This window comes from Stutzerimonas stutzeri, from assembly GCF_024448895.1.
Classification (GTDB): Bacteria; Pseudomonadota; Gammaproteobacteria; order Pseudomonadales; family Pseudomonadaceae; genus Stutzerimonas; species Stutzerimonas stutzeri_Q.
Genome location: NZ_JAMOIC010000001.1, coordinates 344,429 through 369,702, shown reverse-complemented (window position 1 = coordinate 369,702; position 25,274 = coordinate 344,429). Strand labels below are relative to the sequence as shown.

The 25,274-nt window shown below is 52.4% G+C and carries 21 protein-coding genes and 1 tRNA gene; 16 read left to right on the top strand and 6 right to left on the bottom strand.

Annotation, left to right across the window (positions count from 1 at the left end):
• Positions 1-44: 44 nt before the first annotated feature.
• The 13 genes from NA619_RS01640 to NA619_RS01580 all read left to right on the top strand — a co-directional run bounded on the left by NA619_RS01640 (position 45) and on the right by NA619_RS01580 (position 15,652).
• The gene (locus NA619_RS01640) at positions 45-1,676 is read left to right on the top strand and encodes an MBL fold metallo-hydrolase (protein ID WP_255959297.1); all 1,632 of its coding nucleotides are present in this window, start codon (positions 45-47) and stop codon (positions 1,674-1,676) included.
• Between the two features lie 196 nt (positions 1,677-1,872).
• Positions 1,873-3,165, top strand: a complete 1,293-nt coding sequence (locus tag NA619_RS01635; RefSeq protein ID WP_255959295.1) for a flippase — start codon at positions 1,873-1,875, stop codon at positions 3,163-3,165.
• Positions 3,137-4,156, top strand: coding sequence for a nitroreductase family protein (locus NA619_RS01630; protein ID WP_255959293.1), 1,020 nt, complete (start codon positions 3,137-3,139; stop codon positions 4,154-4,156). The genes NA619_RS01635 and NA619_RS01630 overlap by 29 nt, the downstream gene beginning before the upstream one ends.
• Positions 4,157-4,159: 3 nt before the next feature.
• Positions 4,160-5,263, top strand: coding sequence for a polysaccharide pyruvyl transferase family protein (locus NA619_RS01625; RefSeq protein WP_255959292.1), 1,104 nt, complete (start codon positions 4,160-4,162; stop codon positions 5,261-5,263).
• Positions 5,260-6,477, top strand: a complete 1,218-nt coding sequence (locus NA619_RS01620) for a hypothetical protein (RefSeq protein WP_255959291.1) — start codon at positions 5,260-5,262, stop codon at positions 6,475-6,477. The genes NA619_RS01625 and NA619_RS01620 overlap by 4 nt, the downstream gene beginning before the upstream one ends.
• Positions 6,461-7,651, top strand: a complete 1,191-nt coding sequence (locus tag NA619_RS01615; RefSeq protein WP_255959288.1) for a glycosyltransferase family 4 protein — start codon at positions 6,461-6,463, stop codon at positions 7,649-7,651. Before NA619_RS01620 ends, NA619_RS01615 begins: the two co-directional genes overlap by 17 nt.
• 107 nt (positions 7,652-7,758) lie before the next feature.
• On the top strand, positions 7,759-8,982 hold the full coding sequence (locus NA619_RS01610; protein ID WP_255959286.1) for a glycosyltransferase family 4 protein: 1,224 nt from the start codon (positions 7,759-7,761) through the stop codon (positions 8,980-8,982).
• 15 nt (positions 8,983-8,997) lie between these two features.
• Positions 8,998-9,855 (top strand): dTDP-4-dehydrorhamnose reductase family protein, encoded by an 858-nt coding sequence (locus NA619_RS01605; RefSeq protein ID WP_255959284.1) that lies wholly within the window; start codon positions 8,998-9,000, stop codon positions 9,853-9,855.
• A gap of 32 nt (positions 9,856-9,887) precedes the next feature.
• Entirely contained in the window at positions 9,888-10,898 is a 1,011-nt protein-coding gene (locus NA619_RS01600) for a polysaccharide biosynthesis protein (protein WP_255959282.1), read from the top strand.
• Positions 10,891-12,018 (top strand): non-hydrolyzing UDP-N-acetylglucosamine 2-epimerase, encoded by a 1,128-nt coding sequence (wecB, locus tag NA619_RS01595; protein WP_255959280.1) that lies wholly within the window; start codon positions 10,891-10,893, stop codon positions 12,016-12,018. The genes NA619_RS01600 and wecB overlap by 8 nt, the downstream gene beginning before the upstream one ends.
• A gap of 6 nt (positions 12,019-12,024) precedes the next feature.
• On the top strand, positions 12,025-12,966 hold the full coding sequence (locus tag NA619_RS01590) for a UDP-glucose 4-epimerase family protein (RefSeq protein ID WP_255959278.1): 942 nt from the start codon (positions 12,025-12,027) through the stop codon (positions 12,964-12,966).
• Positions 12,967-12,984: 18 nt separating this feature from the next.
• Positions 12,985-13,539 carry a sugar transferase gene (locus NA619_RS01585; protein WP_255959276.1) on the top strand — a complete coding sequence of 185 codons (555 nt, stop codon included), beginning with the start codon at positions 12,985-12,987 and terminating at the stop codon, positions 13,537-13,539.
• A gap of 109 nt (positions 13,540-13,648) precedes the next feature.
• On the top strand, positions 13,649-15,652 hold the full coding sequence (locus NA619_RS01580; RefSeq protein WP_255959274.1) for a polysaccharide biosynthesis protein: 2,004 nt from the start codon (positions 13,649-13,651) through the stop codon (positions 15,650-15,652).
• A 241-nt stretch (positions 15,653-15,893) separates the two neighbouring features.
• Here NA619_RS01580 and NA619_RS01575 read toward each other — a convergent pair whose 3' ends face one another.
• The 3 genes from NA619_RS01575 to NA619_RS01565 form a co-directional block, all read right to left on the bottom strand.
• Positions 15,894-16,211, bottom strand: a complete 318-nt coding sequence (locus NA619_RS01575; RefSeq protein ID WP_255959272.1) for a nucleotidyltransferase domain-containing protein — start codon at positions 16,209-16,211, stop codon at positions 15,894-15,896.
• A complete protein-coding gene (locus tag NA619_RS01570; RefSeq protein WP_255959270.1) occupies positions 16,208-16,615 on the bottom strand; it encodes a nucleotidyltransferase substrate binding protein in 408 nt (135 codons plus the stop codon). The genes NA619_RS01575 and NA619_RS01570 overlap by 4 nt, the downstream gene beginning before the upstream one ends.
• 280 nt (positions 16,616-16,895) lie before the next feature.
• Positions 16,896-18,098, bottom strand: coding sequence for a CaiB/BaiF CoA transferase family protein (locus NA619_RS01565; RefSeq protein ID WP_255959269.1), 1,203 nt, complete (start codon positions 18,096-18,098; stop codon positions 16,896-16,898).
• Between the two features lie 391 nt (positions 18,099-18,489).
• On the opposite strand from NA619_RS01565, the gene acs reads away from it, so the two are divergent.
• Positions 18,490-20,448, top strand: a complete 1,959-nt coding sequence (gene acs, locus NA619_RS01560; RefSeq protein WP_255959268.1) for an acetate--CoA ligase — start codon at positions 18,490-18,492, stop codon at positions 20,446-20,448.
• A 36-nt stretch (positions 20,449-20,484) separates the two neighbouring features.
• On the opposite strand, the gene NA619_RS01555 is transcribed toward acs, so the two are convergent.
• From NA619_RS01555 to NA619_RS01545, 3 genes are all read right to left on the bottom strand, one after another.
• Positions 20,485-21,606, bottom strand: coding sequence for a mechanosensitive ion channel family protein (locus NA619_RS01555; protein ID WP_255959267.1), 1,122 nt, complete (start codon positions 21,604-21,606; stop codon positions 20,485-20,487).
• A gap of 141 nt (positions 21,607-21,747) precedes the next feature.
• On the bottom strand, positions 21,748-22,122 hold the full coding sequence (locus NA619_RS01550; protein ID WP_255959266.1) for a rhodanese-like domain-containing protein: 375 nt from the start codon (positions 22,120-22,122) through the stop codon (positions 21,748-21,750).
• A gap of 678 nt (positions 22,123-22,800) precedes the next feature.
• Positions 22,801-22,890 (bottom strand) — tRNA-Ser (locus NA619_RS01545).
• Positions 22,891-23,119: 229 nt separating this feature from the next.
• Between NA619_RS01545 and NA619_RS01540 the strand changes: the two genes are divergently transcribed.
• Both NA619_RS01540 and NA619_RS01535 read left to right on the top strand, forming a co-directional pair.
• The gene (locus NA619_RS01540) at positions 23,120-24,424 is read left to right on the top strand and encodes an HD-GYP domain-containing protein (protein ID WP_255959265.1); all 1,305 of its coding nucleotides are present in this window, start codon (positions 23,120-23,122) and stop codon (positions 24,422-24,424) included.
• Positions 24,425-24,558: 134 nt separating this feature from the next.
• On the top strand, positions 24,559-25,254 hold the full coding sequence (locus NA619_RS01535; protein ID WP_255959264.1) for a crotonase/enoyl-CoA hydratase family protein: 696 nt from the start codon (positions 24,559-24,561) through the stop codon (positions 25,252-25,254).
• The last annotated feature ends 20 nt before the right edge of the window (positions 25,255-25,274 follow it).

Here is a 25,274-nt window from a genome sequence, read left to right as displayed (position 1 = left end):
GCTAGAAGGTTATGAGTGTTCAAGCAATTGTTAAGGGAATAACCATGCGCTATCCGCTGATTGACTACCATGGCGCCGGGGACGGTGTTACCGGCTCATGCCACCAACTGCATATGAATGCCGCAACCAGCGTGTTGATCGATTGCGGCTTGTTCCAGGGCAACGATGCCTCGCTTCCCGGTGCGGCAGAAACCGATCGGCTGGCCATCGAGTTCCCGCTGGATACAGTCAGGGCGCTCATCGTCACCCACGTGCACATTGACCATGTAGGGCGGATTCCATATCTGCTCGCGGCTGGCTTTGATGGGCCCATTCTGTGCAGCGAGCCTTCGGCAAAACTGCTGCCCATTGTCCTCGAAGATGCTTTCAAGCTCAGTGTCAGCCGTGATCAGGCCCAGATCGAGCGCTACATCGAGCGCATCGAGAAGCGCCTGGTGCCGCTGCCGTACCAGCATTGGTTCACGCTGTTCGACAGTGATGAGCTGGTCGCGCGGGTCCGCTTGCAGCGCGCCGGGCACATCCTAGGCTCTGCCTATGTCGAGCTGGACCTGACCTACCCGCAGCAGAACCAGAATAAACGCGTGGTCTTCTCCGGCGACCTGGGTGCGCCCCATGCGCCATTTCTGATGCCACCGCAGCCGCCCGAGCGCGCCGATATCCTGGTCTTGGAAAGCACCTACGGCGACCGCCTCCACGAAAATCGCGAGCATCGTCGTCAGCGCCTCGAAGCCGTCATTGAGCATGCGTTGCAGGACAACGGCACCGTACTGATCCCCGCATTCAGCATCGGCCGCACCCAGGAACTGCTCTACGAACTCGAAGAGATCATTCAGAACAAGCAAAAAGCCGCCGCACCCCAGTCCGCTCTTCCCTTGGAGGAGAGGGCTAGAGTGAGAAGCGAATCGGCAAAGCCCACGGCTAACTCCGACCAACCCCCTCTCCCCTCCGGGGAGAGGGCTGGGGTGAGGGGAGCAATGGCGGGACAGACTGCTACTCTCGATAACACCACCAAGCCAAGCACAGAACCCAACTGGCCCGAACTCCCAATTATCCTAGACTCGCCTCTCGCCAGCCGTTTCACCGAAGCCTATCGGAGCCTCAAACCCTTCTGGAACCAGGAGGCCCGTGAGCGTGTCGAATTCGGGCGCCGCCCGTTGGCCTTTAAGCAGCTCATTACAATAGATAGCCACGGTGATCATCAGCGCATCGTCAAACATCTGGCCCAGACTGCACGCCCAGCCATCGTTATTGCCGGTGGCGGCATGTGCAGCGGCGGTCGCATTGTCAATTACCTTAAGGCTATGCTTGGGGATAAGAGGCACAACGTTCTGTTCGTTGGCTACCAAGCCCAAGGCACCCCGGGGCACTCCATTCAGACCTACGGACCGAAAGGCGGTTATGTGGACCTGGATGGAGAGCGCATCGATATTCGGGCCGGCATTGCCAGCATTGGAGGCTATTCCGCCCATGCGGACCAGAAAGGATTGGTGGAGTTTGTGACCGGTATGCGGGAATGGCCGACAGAGATAAGGGTGGTGCATGGGGAGAATGAGACGAAGCGGGTGTTAGGCGCGCGGTTGCATGCGTTTTATCGGCTGCAGAATCTGCCAGACGTGCAGATCATAACGGATGGAAAAGAAGAGATGAGCGCGCAGGGCGGCACTCATGGCTCATAAACCTCTTCTCAGGGCTGGTTTTATGATCCAGGGCTCTGCCATAAATGCGTTTGATACCAATCGAGACGTGAATTTATCAAAACAGTTCTACTCTCAATACCACGTCAAAGCAGACGCGGAGAAAGGAGCAAACTATCAAGGCCGAAAAGTAAGATTAATGTAATGGTTTAACTTCTTTCAAAGAAATAGCTGAATAATGAGCAAAATTCAAGCGTTAAAGTATGTTTCATTTTTATGGGTGGGCTCATTAGCTGGGGCTGGCTGTGCTTTCTTAACACAAGTAATTTTGGCGAGAACGCTTGGCCCGCAAGGATTTGGGGTTTTCGCATCTGTTCTGTCTTTAATGGGCTTGTTGGTGCCGCTTGTAGGTTTTGGTATTGCACAATATTGGTTAAAAGAGTTTGGCAAGAGAGGTTGGGGCGCCATGCGCTTTATCAAGCCATCGCTAAAGTTTGTGTTGCTTAGCATGGCTTTTATAATAGCGATTGTGATGACGTGGGGGGTTTTGGGGCCGCATGATCAAGCAATGCGGACTGCTTTGATTATTATGTCCGTTTTCATATCAGGACAAGTGTCAGTTGAATTGATCTCCGGCAGGCTGCAGTTAGAGGAGAATTATGGAACCTTGGCAGTCTGGCAATTTATGCCGCACTTGGCGCGACTGCTATTCTTGGCAATCGCAATCAAGCTTTTCGGCGATCGATTCAATGTAGAGTCAGCGTCCTATTTGTTCGCGTTAGTATCTTTATTGGTTATTGCAACAAGCTATAAACCTTTAATCAATATGTCTAAAGGCAAACTTTCACTCAGAGGCCATGGACCGCAGCAAGCGCAAGAAGAATGTGTGGAACAACCAGAGATAAAAGAAATTCTGAAACACGCTTGGCCATTTGGTTTGGCGAGCATATTTCAACTTATTTATTTTCAAAGCGACATTATCCTAGTGAAATATATTACCGGCGACGAAGCCGCTGGCTATTACAATGTAGCCTTCACTGTAATGGTCGCGGTACTTCTACTTCCGGGCATACTCTACCAAAAATTCTTATTGCCAAAAATTCACCGTTGGGCGAATCATGACAGAGTTCTTTTTTATAAAGTTTATCGGCAGGGTAATGTTGTGATGTTGTTTTTTGGAGGGCTCGCAATGTTTTCGGTTTGGCTAATATCGCCACTTGCGATTCCTTTTTTATTTGGCGAGGAATATAAGAAGGCAGTGGAGTTACTAATGATTTTAGCCGTGTCCGCGCCAATAATATTTGTTGCGAATAGCATCGGCGCAACCTTGTCAACACAAGAATATATGAAGATTAAAGTAAAAATGATGGGCGCGGTAGCGATTGTAAATATTGTCTTGAATGTAATAGTCATCCCATTTCATGGTGCGCTGGGTGCTGCTGTAACAACGGTTACTAGTAATCTATTGCTTTTGGTATTGTACTACGTAGGCGCGAGAGCCTATGTATTTGGGGCTTGTAGGCAAGCCTGAAGAAAAGGTATTGATTATGTGGAACAGAATTAGAAAGTACGGAAGAGTGGTTAATGCGGCAAGTGGTTTTTTTTATGATCTTAAAAGGTTCGCTTTCTATTCCGCATGGAAAGCGGATATGCATGACAAAGAGGTAAGAGAGTACCACATGGTTAAGGTCTACCATTCCTTAGAGAAAAGCCTCAGTTTTACGGTGCGAAACAAAGACTCAGGTTGGTCCACCGCGCAGACCGTTCTAGAGTTGGTTATGATTGCCGATAGGGCAAATAATTACGGATACCACGACAAGGCGGGATTGTCAGTTCTAAAGCGCTTCGTTAATCATCCTGATAATTCAAGTAACGATAATGCTCGTATAATAAAAGAAAAAATTCAAAATATTAATTGGGAATCAGATGACGATCATGGTGCAAAAAACTATGAGGAAAATGATTTCTCCAAAGGTATGTTAGAAGATCCCGAAGCATTCTTTTTTTCAAGATATTCTTTGCGTGAATATCGACAGGCTCCAGTAGGGGCTCCGCTTGTGGAGCGTGCATTATCATTAGCAATGAAGACACCGTCAGTATGCAACAGACAGGCTTGGCATGTTTACCATACAGATAATCAACTAGTCATTCGTAAAGCATTAGCGCATCAATTGGGTAACCGAGGATTTGGTGAGCAAGTACCAAATCTTATGATAGTTACTACGGATCTAAAATCTTTCATGCCAGGACAGGAACATTATCAACATTGGATAGATGGTGGCCTTTTTTCAATGTCTTTGATTTATGCTTTTCATTCGCTTGGCATTGCGTCTTGCTGTTTAAACTGGAGTCAGTCGCCAGGTAATGATTTGAGGTTTCGGTCTGCCTTTAATATTAGACCGAATCATACGGTAATTATGATGTTAGCTTTTGGCTACCCTAATGTTGAGAATAACGTCTGTATTTCTTCTAGGCGCCCATTGGGTGAAATATATACCAAGCTTGAAGCAAGAGCGCAGTAACTCGTGAAAATAGCACTCCTAACTATCCAAAATGCAAATAATTATGGCGCAGTTTTGCAAGCGTTTGCCATGCAAGAAGTATTAAAGAGATACGGCGAGGTTGAGATTGTAAACTATGAAAATCGTCATATCTCACGTAGCTTTGATCTGGTACGTGTCAAGCCAAGTTTTCATGGTCTCTTAGGAACAGGAAAAGATATTTTCAGGCTTTTTCCTCGATATCGTGCCATAAAGAAATTTAAGCAATTTATCGCGGCTAAATTTCACCTTACTCAAAGCATGACTCATGCTGATCTGCTGAACGGAAAGACCCCCAAATATGATGTTTACGTCGCTGGGAGCGATCAAATTTGGAACCCCATGTGTGTGAACGGAAGGGGGGTAATTGACTCGGCCTATTTTTTAGATTTTGCTCCATCAGAAGCTAAGAAAATTTCTTTCGCATCAAGTATCGGTGGACACAGATACTCTGAAGCTGAAGCAGGCCAGGTCAAGCAGTTGCTGGCGGGTTTTGAGCAGCTAGCTGTAAGGGAAAAAGACACTCAAACCTATTTGGAAAATTTGTTAACAAGGCCAGTTCACCATGTGCTGGACCCAACTTTATTATTGAATAGCGAAGAGTGGCTGGATGCTGTAGATGCTTCTAATAATATAGGCAAGGCTGATTATATTTTACTCTACACTGTGCCTAAAATACCTTTGATACGGGAAGCTGTAGATTTTTTTGCTGAAAAACTTGGCTTAAGGGTTATATCGCTTGAACAAAGTTTGACGGCAGGTGCTCGCGTGGACGAGCAAATTCGAGACGCAGGGCCAAAAGAATTTATAGAGTTGTTCGCTAATGCAAGTTTTGTAGTAACTGATTCGTTTCATGGGACCTGCTTTGCTCTAAATTTTAAAAAATCTTTTGTATCAGTTTCGTCAGGCAAGCATTCAAATCGTATTGAAAGCTTGCTTCAGCTTCTTGGCTTGGAAGATAGGTTAGTCAAAAACCATCAGGAGTTAGCAGATATATTGGTTGATGTCGATATGAGTCCTGCATTGCTCCGGCTTGTTGTTGCGAGGAACGAGTCATTGTCCTACTTGATGCAGACTTGCACTAGATGAAAAATGGCTTAGTAATAACTGAAAAACAGAAGCTTTGGATCCCAAGTGCAGTTCCTTTCTTATTGTTTGGATTAATATATTATTTGGTAACGCCATATTTTTCGTTATTGCTTTTTAGCGACTTACCACTAGTGAAGGCTGCTGAACCTTATATTGGACTTGACTACTTCGATGTTTTCTACTGGCTTGATGTTTCATTGGTTCTTATCTTTTTCATAATAGGATACGGGCTAGCCAAGATCGTTGTACAGGGGAAAGGTATTTTTGTCGATAGAGTGTCTAATTTTAGACTTGCTCCAAGTATCGTTTTTTTGATGCTATTCTTGTTTTATGTTTTAGTTCTCTTGAAAGTAAGGGCTGCGGGGGGGCGCATGTTTACTGGCTATGAAAGCTATAATATAGAAGTGCTTGGGCCTCTAGCTACTTTAGTTTTCACCAGCACCATTTGTTATAATTTCTTTGGCCGTAAAGAAATCAAATTTTTATTCTTTTGTTTATTTTTCTTTGCATCTCTTGGTTTGTTGGGTTTCGGCTCTAGAATGTTTTTTATTCTAAGTGTTATTGCTATGGTATTAGGCTCTTTGTCGAACAATACTTATTTGTTTAGGAGTGTTTATTTCTATGTCTTTTTGAGTGGGGTGTTTTTATTGGTCCTGGGAGTAGGGGTTTGGCGCTCAGGATACAGCTTCGATGATAGTGCTATCTTAGTTTCAATTTTCTTAGTTGAGCCGTTATTTACCGCAACGAGCGGTGCGCTTTATTTGGCTAATTTGGGTGGGAGGTATGTACTGAATTTTCCTGTAGATATCGCTGCCGCATTTATAAATTTTATACCAAGCTTTATTTATCCAGAGAAAATGGCCCTCATAACTGAGTTCACTTATGATGGAAATAAAGAATCGCCTTTTGGGGCGAGTGCCTTAATTGCTAATCTTTACTCTAATTTCGGTATACTGTATCCGGTCTATATTTTTTTCATTGGTTATTTTTATGGGTTTCTTAAGGTTAAATCTTATTGGTCTCCGTTTTTCAGAGCGGTGTATTTTTCTTTGCTACCACTATTGATGTTTCATTTTTTTAGGGAGGGTTTTATCACTTTCATAAAGGTTTTTATATTTAATGGACTGGTATTTCCATTTATAATGTTATTTTTTGTTTATCTATTTTTTTTAAAGAATAAGAAAGACGAGGCTAACCATGTCAGTGAACAGTAAGATTTCGGTGCTAGCCCTGACTTCTTACTACCTCCCCTCCTATAAGGCTGGGGGGCCAATTAAGACTGTTCAAAATATGATAGAGCAGCTTGGTGGTTGTCGATTTTCAGTTGTCACCCGAGATCGGGACTTAGGAGATGAAAGACCATTTTCAAGCTTAAAGATAAACTCTTGGGAAGCTCTTGAAAAAGCGTCTGTAATTTATCTGAGCCCTGAGAATCTTTCGCTTCAGAAAATGGCTTCGCTGATAAATGCTTCCGAATTTGAAGTTCTTTATCTGAATAGTTTTTTTGACAGTGCATTCTCGATTAAACCCTTGCTGGCCAGAAGGCTGGGTTTGATTCGCCAATGTCCAGTAGTGTTGGCACCGCGTGGCGAGTTTTCCACAGGGGCTTTGGCACTCAAGCCATTAAGAAAGAAATTGTTCATAAAGATTTCTAAATTGCTTGGGTTGCATCGTGGGGTTGTTTGGCAGGCTTCCAGCGAGCTTGAAGAGCAGGATATTGTTAGAGCGCTTGGTGTAAGGCTATCTTCCATATGTCTCGCAAAAGATTTGCCCCCTAGATCTTCAATAGGCATTCCAGGAAAAAATATAAGCGCTACTGATACTTGCCGGTTGATTTTTTTATCCCGTATCTCTCCAATGAAAAATCTTGATTTCGCCTTGCAGGTTCTTGCAAAGGTGAAGGCGTCTTTGGTTTTTAATATTTACGGCCCAATTGAAGATGAGGGTTATTGGAAGTCCTGCTTGAATTTGATTGAAAAGCTGCCTGCGAATATAAGCGTTAATTATTGCGGCTCCGTCACGCCTGATCAGGTGGCTGATGTTTTTGCTGGTCATGATTTGTTTTTGTTTCCAACACGTGGCGAAAACTATGGTCATGTGATAGCTGAATCATTATCGGCTGGTACACCCGTATTGTTGAGCGATCAAACGCCCTGGCAGGATCTGGCGCAGAATGACTTAGGTTGGGATTTGCCGCTTGACTTGGATGTATTCGCGGAAAAGATCGAAACGATTGCTGTGATGCATAAATGTTCTCGAGTGGAATGGCGAAAAAAGGTTTCGCTAAATGCTATTTCAATAATAAATGATGAGAAGGATGTTTCTGATAATTATGATTTATTTAATTTCGCGGTGGAAAGCTTTAAACGCGCTAAAGGTCGCATCTAATTGTATTTTTATGGTTCTGCGTTAAAATTTCTTTGTGTGGTGTCTGCTTGTTCTCTAAAGCGGTTTTTTTGTGCGCTGCATTATGTTGCGGGTTGTGGTGAGCTTAAATGCGCATATTAGTTCTGTCTCAATATTTTTGGCCTGAAACCTTCATAATCAATGATCTGGTTCGGAAGCTCACCGAGCAAGGACATCATGTGACCGTGGCAACTGCTAAGCCTAATTATCCTGGAGGTAAAGTGTTTGATGGATATAAGGCGTGGGGGGTTCAGGTTGAGCGTTTTGAGGGCGTCGATGTAATACGGGTTCCTCTGTGGCCGCGTGGCCGCGGGGGCGCAAAAAATCTAACATTGAATTACCTGTCTTTCGTTTTTACAGGCCTTCTCCTGTTCCCTTGGCTTCTTCGTGGTCGGAAGTTCGATAGCATCGTGGTTTTTGCGATGTCGCCAATTACCCAGGTGATACCCGCTATTCCTCTCAAGTGGCTCAAGCGCGCACATCTTGCTGCTTGGATACAGGACCTATGGCCTGAAAGTCTCGCTGCGACAGGATTTGTGCGTAAGCCATGGGCGCTCCGTATGGTTGGTTGGGCGGTGCGCGGCATCTACGCGTTGTGTGACACGTTGTTGCTGCAGTCACGCGCTTTTTTTGATCCCGTTGCCTCTTATGCCAGTCCTAGCAAACTCGTCTACTATCCAAACTCTGTTGCTTTACCGTCCGCAAAGACTGTGGTTGCTAAAATCCCAGCGCAGCTTATTGAAGTCCTAAGAGAAAACTTCTGTGTTGTTTTCGCCGGGAATATCGGAATTGCCCAATCGATTGAGACGATTGTTGAGGCAGCGGAGCTTTCACTTCAGCACCCGACATTAAAGTTTGTTCTGGTTGGAAGTGGTAGCCGGCTTGAGTGGGTAAAAGAGCGCAAGACGTCTCTTGGGCTTGATAACCTGATTATTGCGGGTCGCTTCCCTATGGAAACCATGCCGCAAATTTTTGAATTTTCCTCTGCACTTTTGGTTTCTCTAAGGGACGAGGAAATCTTTTCCTACACTATTCCTAGCAAAGTGCAGGCATATTTTGCCGCCGGTAAACCTATCATCGCATCGTTACGCGGCGAAGGTGCACGTGTCATTGAGGAGGCCGGTGCAGGAAAAACATGCATGCCTGAAAATGCCAATTTGCTGGTAGCGACTATTCTCGAACTCATGTCGCTGTCCCCTGCCGAACGTCAAAAGATGGGAAGCGCCGGTCAGCGCTATTTTAATGATCATTTCGACATGGACCATCAGGCTGAGCGCTTGGTGGAAATTCTAGCGTCGAGAGCCGAGATATAACCGGGGTATAAGACGATGCGGGTATTGGTCCTAGGGGTTACCGGCATGCTTGGGCATGACGTATACAAGGTTTTGAGCGCGTCACCTGAGCTGGATGTTTGGGGTACGCTGCGCAGTTCCGCTGGTCTCTCCCATTTCAGCGAGAAGCAGCAGGAACGCATGCTGTCGGGTGTTGATGTGCTTGACCAAGACGCACTCACTGCGGTGTTGTCACGCATACGTCCTGATGTAGTGATCAATTGTGTAGGTCTGATCAAGCAACTTGCCGATGTCAACGATCCGCTGGTCGCACTTCCAATCAACGCTCTGCTTCCGCATCGTTTGGCGAGATTATGTGCTTTGGCCGGGGCGCGGCTGATCCAAATAAGCACCGATTGCGTCTTCTCTGGAAGTAAGGGGCTTTATGTCGAATCGGATGCGTCCGATGCGGAGGATCTCTACGGAAAGTCGAAGTACATCGGCGAGCTGCACGATCAGGCCAACACAATCACTCTCCGGACCTCGATAATTGGCCATGAACTCAGCAGTAATCACTCGCTGGTCAACTGGTTTTTATCTCAAGAAGGCTCAGTCAGGGGATATCGCAAAGCGATTTTTTCTGGGCTACCCACTGTTGAGTTGGCACGTGTGATCTGTGACTACGTGTTACCCACTCGCCAGCTTCGTGGCCTTTATCATGTCTCGGTTGATCCTATTGATAAGTACAGCTTGCTCAAGCTAGTGGCTGAAATTTACGGAAAGGATATCGAGATTGTGCCGGATGATAGTGTTCAGATCGACCGTTCGCTGGATTCTACTCTTTTTCGGAGCGCCACTGGCTACACACCGCCGACATGGCGTGAACTTGTTGAAAAAATGCGCGACAAGCGCTGAGTAATCTAATTTTTTATGCATGGTATTTGAATATGTTCGATGACAAAGTTTTGATGATCACGGGGGGAACCGGATCGTTCGGCAATACTGTACTGAAGCGCTTCCTTGATACCAATGTCAAGGAAATTCGGGTATTTAGCCGCGATGAAAAGAAGCAAGAAGATATGCGTATTTCACTGGCTAACGATAAAGTCAAGTTTTTCATTGGCGATGTTCGTGATTACGATAGCTTAGTGAATTCCATGGTGGGCGTTGATTATATCTTCCATGCTGCTGCTCTGAAGCAGGTTCCGTCCTGCGAGTTTTATCCAATGGAGGCAGTTAAGACTAATGTCATTGGAACTGAAAACGTACTTAACGCTGCTATAAGTTCCGGAGTGAAGCGTGTTGTTGTGCTATCTACCGACAAGGCTGTTTATCCGATTAATGCTATGGGGATTTCCAAGGCGATGTCGGAAAAGTTGATGGTCGCTAAGTCACGTCTTATTCCAAAAGATGGACCAGTTATTTGCGCTACTCGTTATGGCAACGTAATGGCTTCGCGTGGATCCGTAATTCCTTTGTTTATCGATCAACTTAAGGGAGAGGAGCCGATCACTGTAACTGATCCAAACATGACGCGATTCCTGATGTCTTTGGAGGATTCGGTCGATCTAGTCCTCCATGCTTTCGAAAATGCCGAGCAAGGTGACATTTTTGTACAAAAGGCTCCGGCTTCTACCGTGGGAGATCTGGCCCAAGCACTCAAGGAACTGTTCGCTCGAGCCAATGCGGTAAAGGTAATTGGTACCCGTCACGGTGAAAAGCTTTATGAATCCTTGATTTCCCGCGAGGAAATGGCCAAGGCCGAAGACATGGGCCGCTACTACCGCATCCCTGCGGACAACCGCGACTTGAACTACAAGAAGTACTTTGTCGAGGGCGAAGAAAAGATTGCCGAATTCGACGACTACACCTCGCACAATACAGAGCGTCTGGATATAGAAGGCATCAAACAGTTGCTGCTCAAGCTCGACTATATCAAGGAGCAACTTGATGCTTAAGGTCATGACCCTGCTCGGCACCCGCCCAGAACTGATCAAGATGAGCCGGGTGATTGCCGAACTCGACCGTCAGGTGAACCACGTTCTAGTGCATTCAGGTCAAAACTACGACTTCGAGCTGAATCAGGTTTTTTTCGATGAGCTGGAGATCCGTAAGCCAGATCATTTTCTCGGGGCTGCCGGTGAGACTGCCGCGCAGACTATCGCTGAAGTGATCGCCAAGGCTGATGCAGTATTTGAGCTGGAAAAACCCGATGCGCTGTTGCTCTACGGCGATACCAACACCTGCCTAGCTGTGATCGCCGCCAAGCGCCGCAAGATCCCGGTGTTCCACATGGAAGCGGGTAACCGCTGCTTCGATCAGCGCGTGCCGGAAGAGCTGAACCGCAAGGTGCTCGATCATTTGTCTGACATCAATATGGTGCTAACCGAGCATGCCCGCCGCTACTTGATCGCTGAGGGCATCCGGCCGGAAACCATCATCAAAACCGGCTCGCACATGCATGAAGTGCTTGAGTACTACATGCCGAAGATCGAGCAGTCCGAGGTGCTGAGCCGTGAAGGCCTGGAGACCGGCAAGTTTTTTGTTGTCAGCGCCCATCGCGAAGAAAATGTTGATACTCCAGAAAATCTGCGTGATCTGCTGGCAACCCTGCGTGCGCTGGCGGATGAGTACCACTATCCAGTGATCATCTCGACCCATCCGCGTACCCGCAAGCGCCTGGAAGCCCTGGGTGAATCGCTGGAGCACCCGTTGTTACGCTTCGTTAAGCCCTTCGGCCTACTTGATTACATCAAGCTGCAGATGTCGGCTTTCTGTGTTCTCTCCGACAGCGGCACCATCACCGAGGAAGCCTCGCTGCTCAACTTGGCGGCGGTAACGTTGCGCAACGCCCACGAACGGCCCGAGGGAATGGACGAGGGTACGCTGATCATGAGTGGCCTGAAGAAAGACCCGGTACTGGCTGCGGTCAAGGTCATCACTAGTCAGCATAGGGCCGGCGAACGGACGATTCCGTTAGTGCCTGATTACGAAGGCGGCCCGGTTTCCCTGCAGGTCGTACGTGTTGTATTGAGCTACACGGACTACATCAACCGCACTGTTTGGCGCAAAGGCTGAGTTCCCATGAACATCTTTCTGACTGGTGCGTCTGGATTTATTGGGTGTGTAATCGAAAGAGAGCTGAGAGAGCGAGTAGGTATCTCTCTAACGCTATTGGTTCGCTCGCCGGGGCCTGCGTTTTCACCAACAACCTATGTTGTGGGAAGGCTCTCCGTCGATACAGACTGGTCAGCAGCGGTGGCACAACAGCAAGTCGTTATCCACGCCGCCGCCCGTGCCCATGTCATGAAGGACGAAGTGGCTGACCCATTGGCTGAGTATCGTCGCGTCAATGTTGAAGGCACGTTGAATCTGGCTCGCCAGGCTGCGGCTGCAGGAGTGAAACGTTTTATTTTTATCAGCTCAATCAAGGTAAATGGTGAGGCAACCGTAAAGTCGAGGGCTTTCTCCGCAAATGACGAAGCAGCTCCCGAGGACGCTTATGGCGTGTCAAAACTAGAGGCCGAGCAGGGGTTACTGCATTTGGCTGCGGAAACCGGCATGGAAGTTGTGGTTATCCGCCCTCCGCTTGTTTACGGGCCAAGTGTAAAGGGTAATTTTGCCAGCATGATCAAGCTGGTCGAAAAAGGTATTCCTCTTCCTCTTGGTGCCATCCACAACAAACGTTCTCTGGTCGGTGTTGATAACCTGGTCGATCTGATTATCCGCTGTATCGATCATCCCGCCGCAGCCAATCAGGTATTCCTTGCCGGCGATGGTCAGGATCTTTCCACCACTGAGTTGTTGCGTGACGTGGGCGAGGCGATGGGCAAGCCCGCACGGCTGATCCCAGTACCGGCTGGCATGCTTCAGTTTGGCGCGACGTTGCTGGGTAAAAAAGCGATGGCCCAACGCCTGCTGGGTTCGTTGCAGGTGGATATCAGCAAAACCTGCGAACTGCTGGACTGGAAGCCGCCCTATACGGTGCAAGAAGGGCTCAGGCGTTGTTTCGAGCGTTCCAATTGATCTATTACCGGGTGAGCCGTGATTCGACTTTTTGACTTTGTATTCTCGCTGGTGGGCTTGGTGGTTGGGTTGCCGGTGTTGTTTGTGCTGACAATCATTGGCTCGTTCGATACGGGCTCGCCGATTTTTCGCCAAGTGCGTGTGGGCCGCCATCAGAAGCCGTTTACGCTGGTCAAATTCCGCACGATGCGGGTGGATACAGTATCGGTTGCAACACATCTGGCCAATAGCGCGTCCATCACTCGCTTCGGCCATTTCCTGCGCAAGACCAAGCTGGATGAGCTGCCTCAGTTATGGAATGTGCTGAAGGGTGATATGAGCCTGGTAGGGCCGCGACCAGGGCTGTTCAATCAGGAGGAACTGACTGAGGAGCGTGCCAAGCGTGGCGTGTTCGACGTACGCCCCGGAATTACGGGCCTAGCGCAGGTGAGCGCGATCGATATGTCCACGCCAGCTCTGCTGGCCGAAACTGATCAGAAGATGATCGACAGCCTGACGCTGGCCGACTACTTCAAGTACATATTTATGACGGTGGCGGGTAAGGGTGCAGGTGACCGGGTCGTGAAGCGCTGATCTCAGCTGTTTTCTAACTTGTGTGGTCTAGCGTTGGGTGTGAATGATTAAATGGACCGCGTAGCCGACGCAGGCATCCGACTCCGGGAAGGGTAACTTTGTGTTGAGATTGGCTGAAAAACTTCGTGCTCGCTTGGTGCGTTTGCCCAGGCGCAATAAGCGATTGGTTCAGGTATCGACAGACGTCGTGCTGGTCTGGGCCGCGCTTTGGCTGGCGTTTTTCGTTCGCCTTGGTGAGGCTAACTTTGTCGATCCGTTTGGCGGCCATGCCTGGCTATTCGGAGTTGCACCGCTGATTGCCATTCCGTTCTTTGTCCGCTTTGGCATGTACCGTGCCGTGATGCGCTATTTTGGCAATGACGCGTTAATGGCAATCGCCAAAGCCGTAACGTTGTCGGCGTTGCTGCTGTCCCTGGCTATTTACTGGCACACCGAAGCGCCCAAAGTCATACCACGGTCGATGGTCTTCAACTATTGGTGGCTGAGCCTAGTATTGATTGGCGGCTTGCGTCTGGTGATGCGCCATTACTTTATGGGTGATTGGTTTTCGCCGGACTCTGCTACCAAGTTCAAGGGTCGTGATGCCGGCCTACCTAAGGTGGCTATCTATGGGGCCGGTGCTGCTGGGAACCAGCTTGTCGCCGCGTTGCGCCTTGGGCGGGGTGTGCGACCGGTCGCATTCATTGATGATGATCATAATTTATACAACCGGATTATCGCCGGGCTGCGAGTGTACTCGCCCAAGCATATCCAGCAAATGATTGACGAGACGGGGGCCGATGAGATTTTGCTCGCCATTCCGTCGGCCTCGCGGGCACGGCGCCGTGAGGTATTGGAGACGCTGGAACAATACCCGCTGCACGTACGTAGCGTGCCAGGCTTTATGGACCTGGCCAGTGGGCGGGTTAAGGTCGAGGACATTCAGGAAGTTGACATCGCGGATTTGCTCGGGCGTGACGCCGTACCGCCGCAGCAGGCGCTGTTTGAAAAGTGCATCCGTGGCAAGGTGGTGATGGTGACCGGCGCGGGCGGCTCAATCGGCTCGGAGCTGTGCCGGCAGATACTCTCGAACAAGCCTAAGGGGTTGCTATTGTTCGAGCACAGCGAGTTCAACCTCTACAGCATTCATATCGAACTTGAGCGTGCAATCGAGCGGGCCTCACTGTCCGCTAAGTTGGTGCCAATCCTGGGTTCCATTCGCAATTCTGATCGCCTGCTGGATGTGATGCGGACCTGGAAGGTGGAGACGATCTATCACGCGGCTGCCTATAAACATGTACCGATGGTTGAGCACAACGTCGCCGAAGGCGTGCTGAACAATGTGCTGGGCACCATGAACACGGCACAGGCTGCCGTACAGGCCGGTGTTGCGAACTTCGTGCTGATCTCCACGGACAAGGCGGTTCGGCCCACCAATGTGATGGGCAGTACCAAGCGCGTTGCTGAGATGATCCTGCAGGCGTTGAGTCGTGAGACGGCACCCGTGCTGTTCGCTGCAGACGGCGCGGTGCATCAGGTCAACAAGACGCGCTTCACCATGGTTCGCTTCGGCAATGTGCTGGGCTCGTCGGGGTCGGTGATCCCTCGGTTCTATCAGCAGATCCGCAGCGGTGGGCCGGTGACGGTGACCCACCCGAAAATCACGCGCTATTTCATGACCATTCCTGAGGCGGCCCAGCTGGTGATTCAGGCTGGCTCCATGGGACAGGGCGGTGATGTGTTCGTGCTGGATATGGGGCAGCCAGTGCGTATTGCCGAGCTGGCCGAAAAGTTGATTCACCTGTCTGGCCTGAGCGTGCGCTCGGAGAAGTCTCCGCATGGCGATATCGCTATCGAGTTCACGGGGTTGCGCCCGGGTGAGAAGCTCTATGAAGAGTTGTTGATCGGTGACAACGTGAGCCCTACCGAGCACCCGATGATCATGCGGGCTGATGAGGAATATTTCACTTGGGACGTGCTGCGGAGTGTGCTGGCTAAATTGCTCAAGGCCGTCGAGCAGGATGATTATCCCCAGGTTCGGGTATTGCTGCGGGAAGTGGTGAGTGGGTATGTGCCGGAAGGGGAAATCGTCGATTTGATTTATCAGCAGCGCAGGGCTGGGCCGACTGAGTAGCGACAGTTTCGGCTGGTGGGAGCTGGGCATGGTGATGGTTTTTTAAGATCTGAAAGCTTTGCCCCGGGGCGGGCCTCCTACAAAAAAGTGCTAGGGTCTGAGTTGCGTCTGTAGGAGGCCCGCCCCGCTTCGAATGGGGGCGATGGACTGTGGAGTCCCAAAGCTCGCCCGAGGGCGTGCCGCCAACAAACAGCTTCTGCATTCCGCAGCCACTATTGGAACAGAAGGCCAAGTTAATGCGCTAGTTCGTTGCCTTGTACAACGATTTCCCGACTCGGTTGATGTGGTCGATGAGCTGCGGGTTGTCGAGCTGGTGATGCAATGACAAATCAATTTTGTATGGCAGGAGCAGGTCATCCAGTGCCAACTCGATATCGAGTAGGTCTCGGTGAGAGAGTTCGTTGCCCTTCAGGGTCAGATCGATATCCGAACCGGGGCGGTAAATTCCTTTAGCGCGGGAACCGTAGAGGATTGCTTCGCTAATTTTGGGAAAACGGCGAAGCGTACTTCGGATCGATTGAACATCCTCTTCGGATAGGCCCGAGTGCTCCAGCCTCATAGCGTTTGGCCTTCCCGGCTGGTCATCATTTGCTCCAGCGCCTTTAGCAGCAGATGGTGCTGTAACCGGATATTTATCAGAATCGCCTCCGCCGTTTCCTCGTTGTATGTATGAGAGGTACGGTTGCGGTCCGTGAGCATTTGCATCCAGGCATGGCCGTCACTGATCAAGCCCTTGCTGAACGCTTCCCGAATGGTGTCGCGCGAACCAACGATGCCGTCGATGCCCTGCCAGACGAGAAAATCTTTCAGCGTGTTCCAGCCAAGCTCATAGCAATATTCGAAGCCTTGGATGACGCCTTGTTTTTCCAGTTTCGATAGTTCGCGTTGCTCCATTAACTCAACAGCTTCATCAAGCTGTCGCAGAGCCTTGCGGAAATTGGCTAGGCGTTGCTGCCAGCGCACGTCAGGGTTGTCCATTTGTGGGGTCCCAAGTTTGAGTGGGCCTATGCTACAACGTCATTGCCGACAGGGCCTAAAGAGAGGGTCTTCCACTTAGGTTGCGGAGTGACGGACATAGGGCGGTGGGCTGAAGCCCACCCTACGTCTGCTGGACGCCTGTAGGGTGGATGACGCGCCACCCACCCACCGTGAACAGGGCCGGTGGTTGGCGCGTTGGCCAGGCCAATCTTAAGGCTGTCACGTTGGATGAAAAAAGCGTCATCCACCCTACGGGGGCGGCGTGTTAAATGATTCCCCGCTTGCGCAGCCCCTGAACTTGTTTTTCACTTAGCCCAAGTCCTGCCAGCAGATCGTCGGTGTGTTCGCCCAGTTGCGGGCCGCCGGTGCCGATGCGGCCGGGGGTGCGGCTGAGCTTTGGCAGCACACCTGGCACCTTCAGTGGACCGGCGAAGGTCTGTACCTGCTCGATCATCTCTCGCGCCAGATAGTGCGGGTCCTTGACGATGTCGGCAGCGGTGTAGGGATAGCCGGCCGGGACGCGCGCTGCTTTGAGTGCTTCGATAACCTCGTCTCGACTGTGTTTCCGTGTCCACTCGCCAATGGCGGCGTCGATCAATTCGGCATGCTGGGCGCGGCCATCGTTATGGGCGAAACGTGGATCGTCGGCGAGGTCTTGGCGCGCCATCAGCGTCATCAGGCGCTTGTAGATGCTGTCGCCGTTGCCGGCGATCAGCACGTAGGCGCCATCACTGCACAGGTATGAGTTGGAGGGCGTGATACCGGGCAGTGCGCTACCGGCAGGCTCACGGACGTAACCGAAGGCATCGTATTCAGGCACCAGACTTTCCATCATGGCGAACACCGACTCGTACAACGCGACATCGATTTCCTGCCCTTTGCCGCTGCGATTGCGCTCCTGCAGAGCAAGCAGCACCCCGATTACTCCATACAGCGACGACAGCGAGTCACCAATGCTCACGCCAACCCGTACCGGTGGCTGGCCCGGATAACCGGACAGGTGTCGCAACCCGCCCATGGCCTCGCCGATCACACCGAACCCCGGCAGGTCGCGGTAGGGGCCTGTCTGGCCATAGCCTGAGAAGCGCAGCATGATCAGGCGCGGATTGAGTTGTGAAAGTTCGTCCCACCCCAAACTCCAGCTTTCGAGCGTGCCGGGGCGAAAGTTTTCTACCAGAACATCGGCTTCGGCCACTAGCTGACGAACGATCTGCTGGCCTTCGGCAGCTTTCAAATCAATCGTGACGGACTGTTTGTTGCGCGACTGCACGTGCCACCAGAGCGAGGTGCCGTCCTTTAACTTGCGCCATTTCCGCAGCGGGTCGCCTACTCCAGGGGGCTCGATCTTGATCACCTCGGCACCGAACTCGCCTAGCATCTTGCTGGCGAAGGGACCAGCGATCAGCTGCCCCATTTCGATGACCTTGAGACCATGAAGCGGCAAGCTGCTTCCACTCTGTTCGCTCATCGCAACACCTGTGCCGAGTCGATTGATGTGCGCAGGATGACCGAGGGGGAGGGCGCCAAGCAATGCTCATCCATTCACGACGCAGGCGCGGCGCTGCGGCTGACTGTCCTTTCAATGTTCGTTGCGCTTGCGCTGCAATGGCACAGGCGCTTTTCGTTCTGTCCGTCGCGGCTGGCGTTCGCCCGATCGCTCTGCCCCCTGCCGGGCGCGAGTACAGATTCGCTGTACGGTCTATGCTGTTGAAGTGCCGGATGGCCCATCCGCCGGAACACTGCGGCCCCGCGTAGCTCGAAGAATGAAGTCTGCCAGGCGCTTGGTTTGGATTCGTATGGTTCGCCTGTAGGACAGGGGTTATTGGAAAAATAACGAGACCAACGAGTGAGGTACTGCCATGAGCGCTGAGTCCCTGTATCCCGTGAATCCGGAATTGGCGGCCCGGTCGCTGACCGACGAGGCCGCTTACAAAGCCATGTATCAGCAGTCGGTCGTCAACCCTGACGGCTTCTGGCGCGAGCAGGCCGCGCGCATCGACTGGATCAAGCCGTTTACCCGGGTCAAGCAAACCTCCTTTGATGATCACCATGTCGATATCAAGTGGTTTGCCGATGGCACGCTCAACGTTTCCGCCAATTGCCTGGACCGCCATCTGGAAAAGCGCGGCGACGAGGTGGCGATCATCTGGGAAGGCGATGATCCCTCCGAGCAACGCCTGATCACCTATCGCGAATTGCATCATCAGGTCAGCAAGTTCGCCAATGCTCTGCGCGGCCAGGACCTGCACCGCGGCGATGTGGTGACCATTTACATGCCGATGATTCCCGAAGCGGCAGTGGCGATGCTTGCCTGTGCGCGTATCGGTGCAATTCATTCGGTGGTGTTTGGGGGCTTTTCGCCCGAAGCGCTGGCTGGTCGGATCATCGATGGCAGCTCCAAGGTGGTGATCACGGCCGATGAAGGTCTACGCGGGGGCAAGACGGTCCCGCTGAAGGCTAACGTTGACGAGGCGCTGACGAACCCACAGACGGGGTGCGTGCAGAAAATCATCGTGGTGCGGCGCACGGGCGGTGACATCAAGTGGAATCAGCATCGTGATATCTGGTTCGACGATCTGATGCGCGTCGCCGGCGATGTTTGTGCTCCAAAGGAAATGGGCGCCGAAGAGCCCCTGTTCATTCTTTATACGTCCGGCTCTACCGGCAAGCCCAAAGGCGTGATGCACACATCCGGCGGCTATCTGCTATACGCCGCGCTCACCCACGAACGGGTGTTCGACTATCGCGCCGGAGAGGTTTATTGGTGCACCGCCGACGTCGGCTGGATCACCGGGCACAGCTACCTTGTTTATGGGCCGCTGGCTAACGGTGCCACCACGCTGATGTACGAAGGCGTGCCCAATCACCCAGATGTCACCCGTATCGCCAGGATCGTCGACAAGCACAAGGTGAATATTCTCTACACCGCGCCGACAGCGATCCGCGCGATGATGGCCGAAGGCGCGGCGGCAATGGAGGGCGCTGATGGCTCGAGCCTGCGGCTGCTTGGCACGGTCGGCGAGCCGATAAATCCCGAAGCCTGGCACTGGTATTACGAAACGGTGGGTAAGTCGCATTGCCCAATCGTCGACACCTGGTGGCAGACCGAGACAGGCGGCATCCTGATCAGCCCATTACCGGGTGCGACGGCACTGAAACCGGGCTCAGCAACGCGGCCGTTTTTCGGCGTGGTGCCGGGTCTGGTAGATAACCTAGGCAACCTGCTCGAAGGTACTACCGAAGGTAATCTGGTGATCCTGGACTCCTGGCCCGGCCAGATGCGCAGTATCTACCGCGACCACGACCGCTTCGTCGACACCTACTTCAAGACCTTTCGCGGCATGTATTTCACCGGTGACGGCGCGCGTCGGGACGAGGACGGTTATTACTGGATTACCGGCCGGGTGGACGATGTGCTCAATGTTTCCGGCCACCGCATGGGCACCGCGGAGATTGAGAGCGCCATGGTCGCGCACCGCAAGGTGGCCGAGGCGGCGGTGGTTGGGGTTCCGCATCCACTCAAGGGGCAGGGCATCTATGTGTACGTCACGCTGGTTGCTGGCGAGGAGCCGTCCGATCAATTGCGCCAGGAGCTCCAGCAGTGGGTGCGCAAGGAGATCGGCCCCATCGCTGTACCGGACGTGATTCAGTGGGCGCCGGGTCTGCCGAAGACGCGTTCGGGAAAGATCATGCGACGCATCCTGCGAAAGATCGCGACCGATGAGTTCGATGCGCTTGGAGACATCTCCACCCTGGCAGACCCTGGTGTCGTGCCGCAATTGATCGATACGCACAAGCAGATGCGGCCTGCGGGGTGATGACGTGACGGTGCTGCCAGGCCGCCACGTCAGTGCTCAGGCAGTGGGCGCGGCGCTTTCAGCCTCCTGATTTGCGGCGGGCTTTTCCTGAGGGACACCGGCAACGGTCAGCTCGGGGAAACTGCCGCCTATGAACTCGACACTGCGAGTGGGGAAAGCGAACTGCAATCCCATGTCCCGGATGCCATCCAGCAGCTGTAGATTGATCTCCTGCTGGGCGTCCATGTACTTGTTGTAGTCCGACACTTGCATGATATAGACGACCTCGAAGGTCAGCTGGCTGTCATCGAATGCGAGGAAGTGTGCGCGGTCGAATTTGGCATTCTCCACACCGTCGATGATCTGTTTCACCAAGGCCGCAACCTCGCGAACCTTGTCTGATGGCGTGTTGTAGGTAATGCCGAACTTGAAGACGATGCGCCGCGTGTTCATGCGTTTGTAGTTATGCAGGGTCTGCTTGAGCAGGTCGGCGTTTGCGCAGACGATTTGCTCGCCGCTAAGCGCCCGGATGCGTGTGGTCTTCAGGCCGATGTGCTCGATGTTCCCCGCGACCTCACCGAAAACGACGAAGTCGCCGATTTCGAACGGCTTGTCCACGCCGATGGACAGCGAGGCGAACACATCGCTGAGCAATGTCTGTACCGCCAGGGCAATAGCGATACCACCGACGCCAAGGCTGGCGACCATGGCGGTGATATCGACGCCGAGGTTGGCAAGGACCGACAGCAGCATCATGGTCCAGACCACGATGCGCACCATGATGCCGATGATGGTGGTAGTTACCGGATTACGGGTCTTGCCGTCATGGGTCAGGCTTTCCATCCACAGCCGGACGCCTGTATCGAGCCAGAGCGCGATCTGGAACGCCAGCGCGATGAACCAGCCGTGGGACATGGCTGATTCCCAGCGTTCCGGCAGCTGCACGACCTTCAGGGCGACCAGCAACGACAGCGCAATCAAGAGTATGTGACTGGTACGGCTGAGCATTTCAGCCGCGATGCCGACGAAGCCGCTTCTGGATCCCTTAGCCAATTTGCGCAAGCGGTTTGTGACGATGCGCACGACGGTCTGCAACACGAGATAGCTGGCGATGGTGACGCCGGTGATTATGGCGATGTTGATCCAAAGTCCCTCGTTCAACATCACTTCCCAATTCATCAATTCGTTTCCTCCGGGCATGCGCGACCAGGCGCTGAAGCAGTGGGTCCTTTTTTCAGTAGCCACTGCCGCGCATTAGTTCCCGCGATAAGCGAAGGGAAGGCGGAACCGAATGATGATGAAACGGGATTGATTGGCTGATCAGGGCCGCTGCACGACGGTCTTCAGATCCTCATAAGCGCCGGCATTGATTACGCGCTGATAACCCAACTCATGGAGCAGATCCTGCGCGGCGGATGATCGACGACCGCTGCGACAGTACAGAACGATTGGCGCGTGCTTGTCGGGCGCAATGTCGTCAATTCGCTCAGCAAGTTCGCCGGTTTCGATCCGAGTAGCACCGCTGAGGGCGCCTTCGGCGAATTCCTGCTCTGTACGCACATCGATCAGAACGCTGTCTGACTCCTGCAGAGCAGAAAATGCGGCCGGCTGGTCGATGTCTCCGGCATTCGCTGTCACCGCTATTGCCAGCAATAATGGAGTGAAGCGATAGATGTCTGAACGTCGTTTGCTCATGGTGAACTTAACTGATGAGTCGGGTCAGGTTCGGAAGCACTAGTATTATCGTGGTAGCCAGAAGAATCATCGTGGCCTGTCTGATCTTTTTTTGTTTGAACATAATGGCGGCCTTGTTGATTGTTATCGCCGTTCAATTGCGCTGCGTTAATCGCTGGCGGTGAAAAGCGGCGTTCAGTATTGCTTGATTGAAATAAAGCAATATGCAGACCAGCCGAGAGAATGTTCGAGAGTCAAAGTCATCGTGATGACCAGCGCGTCGTTGACTGCGTGCTTTTTAGTCGGCCGGGCCACTACAAGCCATCACCGCTTAGGAGTTGGCAGCACTGGTTTTTTTCAGATGAAGGCGAGGCTGACACCCGATGGAAACTGCCGGCAACCATTGGTCAGCAAGCAGTTCGTGCAGGAGTGCCGAGCTGGAGGAAGGTTGAAAAACAGATAACCCCGGTAGCTTACGTTGGCTCGATTAGAAACGTCGTGCCCTCGAATCGGGCGCTGCGGGTCGAATCGAAACAACTGAGGTGACGGGTCGGGTGGGGCGGATACTGATACCGTCAGATGCGTTGACACTGATATCAGCTGGGTAGTGAGCGCTTGCGTCGACAGGCAAGTTACGCTCAGCGTGACGTCTGAGCCAGAAACGACAAGGCCCCGATAAACGGGGCCTTGTGTTCGATCTGGCGGTGAGGGTGGGATTCGAACCCACGATACGATTTCTCGTATACACACTTTCCAGGCGTGCTCCTTCAACCGCTCGGACACCTCACCGGGTCTCGACGGGTTTGATGTCCGTCGAGGCGCGCTAATGTAGCCGAACAGCTCCGGGATGGCAAAAAGTTTTTTAGTTTTTTCATGCGGTTAAGCGGCGGTCGGGGTACTGGAAAGATGACCGTGGTGGTGAACCTTATGTTGCTCTAAGGTTCATAGGGCTATTGACGTCGATTCCTGCGGTCCCGCAGTCGAGCATAGTGAATATGAAGAGCCAGGAAAGGCTTTTATGAAGTTATTCAAAAGCAAGCGCAAGCGGCCTGACGTCGTCGAGGTTGCGACCAAGCGGCGTCTGCACGTCAGCCATCTTCAACTCGGGATGTACATCTGCGAGCTGGATCGGCCGTGGCGGCAGACCGACTTCCTTTTCCAGGGATTTCCGCTGCTCAAGATTGAGCATATCCAGGCGGTACGTGAGCGCTGCGACTATGTCTTCGTGGACGACACCCGCCGAGTGCTGGTCGACCAAGGCCAGATGATTGTGCCGTCTGCGACTCCGTTGCGTGTTACCCGAAAGATGACCCGCATCCCGCTCTCGCTTGAAGTGCAGGAAGCTCGCGAAGCCTATCGCAGCAGCACGCTGGTGCTGGACCAGGTTTTGCTGGACGTTCAGCAGGGGCGCGCCATCGATACCAAGGCCTGCCAGGCGCTGGTCAAGCGAAATCTGGAAAGCATGTTGCGCAATGAAAGCGCCATGCTCTGGCTGACGCGCCTTAAATCTCAGGACCTCTATACAAGCCTTCATTGCCTCTCCGTATCCATCCTTGCAATGGGCTTCGGTACTCATCTCGGATTGCCCGACGACAAGATTGAGACGCTCGGCATCGCCGGTCTGCTGCATGACGTAGGCAAGATGAAAATCGACCCGGTTGTATTGAACAAGCCCGGCAAGCTGACGGAGGAAGAGTTTCGCCATATCAAGCTGCATCCAACCTTCGGATATCAGGCGCTTTGCGGCCAGGACGATATCCCTGCAGCAGCAATCCAGGCGGCGCATGGTCACCATGAGCGGCTGGACGGCAAGGGCTACCCGCTGGGTCTGGACGATTACCAGATACCCTTTACCACCCGGGTAATTACCATCGTCGATGCATTCGACGCGATTACCAGTCACCGCTCATATGACAATGCCCGGCCGATCCAGGCGGCCTACGATGTGCTTCGGAGCAGTGCTGGCCAGCAGTTCGACGAAGCGCTGGTGCAGGAATTCATCCGTTGGCTGGGGGTGTTCCCGGTTGGCACGCTGGTGGAGTTGCATACCGGTGAGATTGGCCTGGTGCTGGAGAAACATCAGCAACTGCACTTAAGGCCCAAAGTGGTCGTTCTGCGGGATGCGGACAAGAAGCCGTGCGAAGCACGTTACCTGGACCTGTCGCAGCTTACGGTCGACGCAGACGGAACGCCGTACCGAATCAGTAGCGGCATCCCGGACGGCGCTTATGGCCTGTTCATCGCCGATCCACAGCTACAAACCATCATGCATCCCGAGTTGCTCGCGGTTCTTGAACTCGAGCCGGAGCCGGTCGAAAGCTGATCTCGCGTCATCCTCCATGCCGCTTTCCATACCTGGCGGGCGCCCTCAAGGATGACTTGGCAGTCAGTCACGGCGCTTTACCTTGCGGGTCTTGCTGAGTAACGTCTGCGGACTTCTAACAAGGAATAATCGTCATGAGTGATCTGGTTTCCTACGAAATCGAAGACGGCATCGCCACGCTGACTCTCAACAACGGCAAGGTCAACGCCCTGTCGCCGGCTATGTTCGACGCGCTCAATGACGCGTTTGATAAGGCCGAAAAGGATCGCGCCGTCATTATTCTCACCGGCCAGCCTGGCATTCTATCTGGCGGTTACGACCTCAAGGTGATGACTTCCAGCCCTGAGAACGCCATTGCGCTGGTGACCACGGGTTCGACCTTTACCCGACGCATGCTCGCCCACCCGTTCCCGATCATCGTGGCATGCCCAGGTCACGCCATCGCGAAAGGCGCGTTTCTGCTGCTGTCTGCCGACTACCGGATAGGCGTCGAAGGGGCGTTCAATATTGGTCTGAATGAAGTGCTCATCGGTATGACGATGCACCATTCCGGTATCGAGGTCGCCAGAGACCGTTTGACTAAGCCGGCCTTCCATCGCTCGGTGATCAATGGCGAAATCTTCAATCCGCGAGACGCGCTCGATGCGGGATTTCTCGACAAGGTTGTCCCGGCCGATGAACTGCTGGAGGTCGCCAAAGCTACCGCGCAGCAGTTGAAGAAAATCAACATGACTGCCCACAAGAACACCAAGCTCAAGGCCCGCAAGACGCTGCTCGAGACGCTGGATCAGGCGATCCTGCTGGACCAGCAGCACTCTGTCCTGTCCTGAAGAGAATTTTCGCGCGGTAG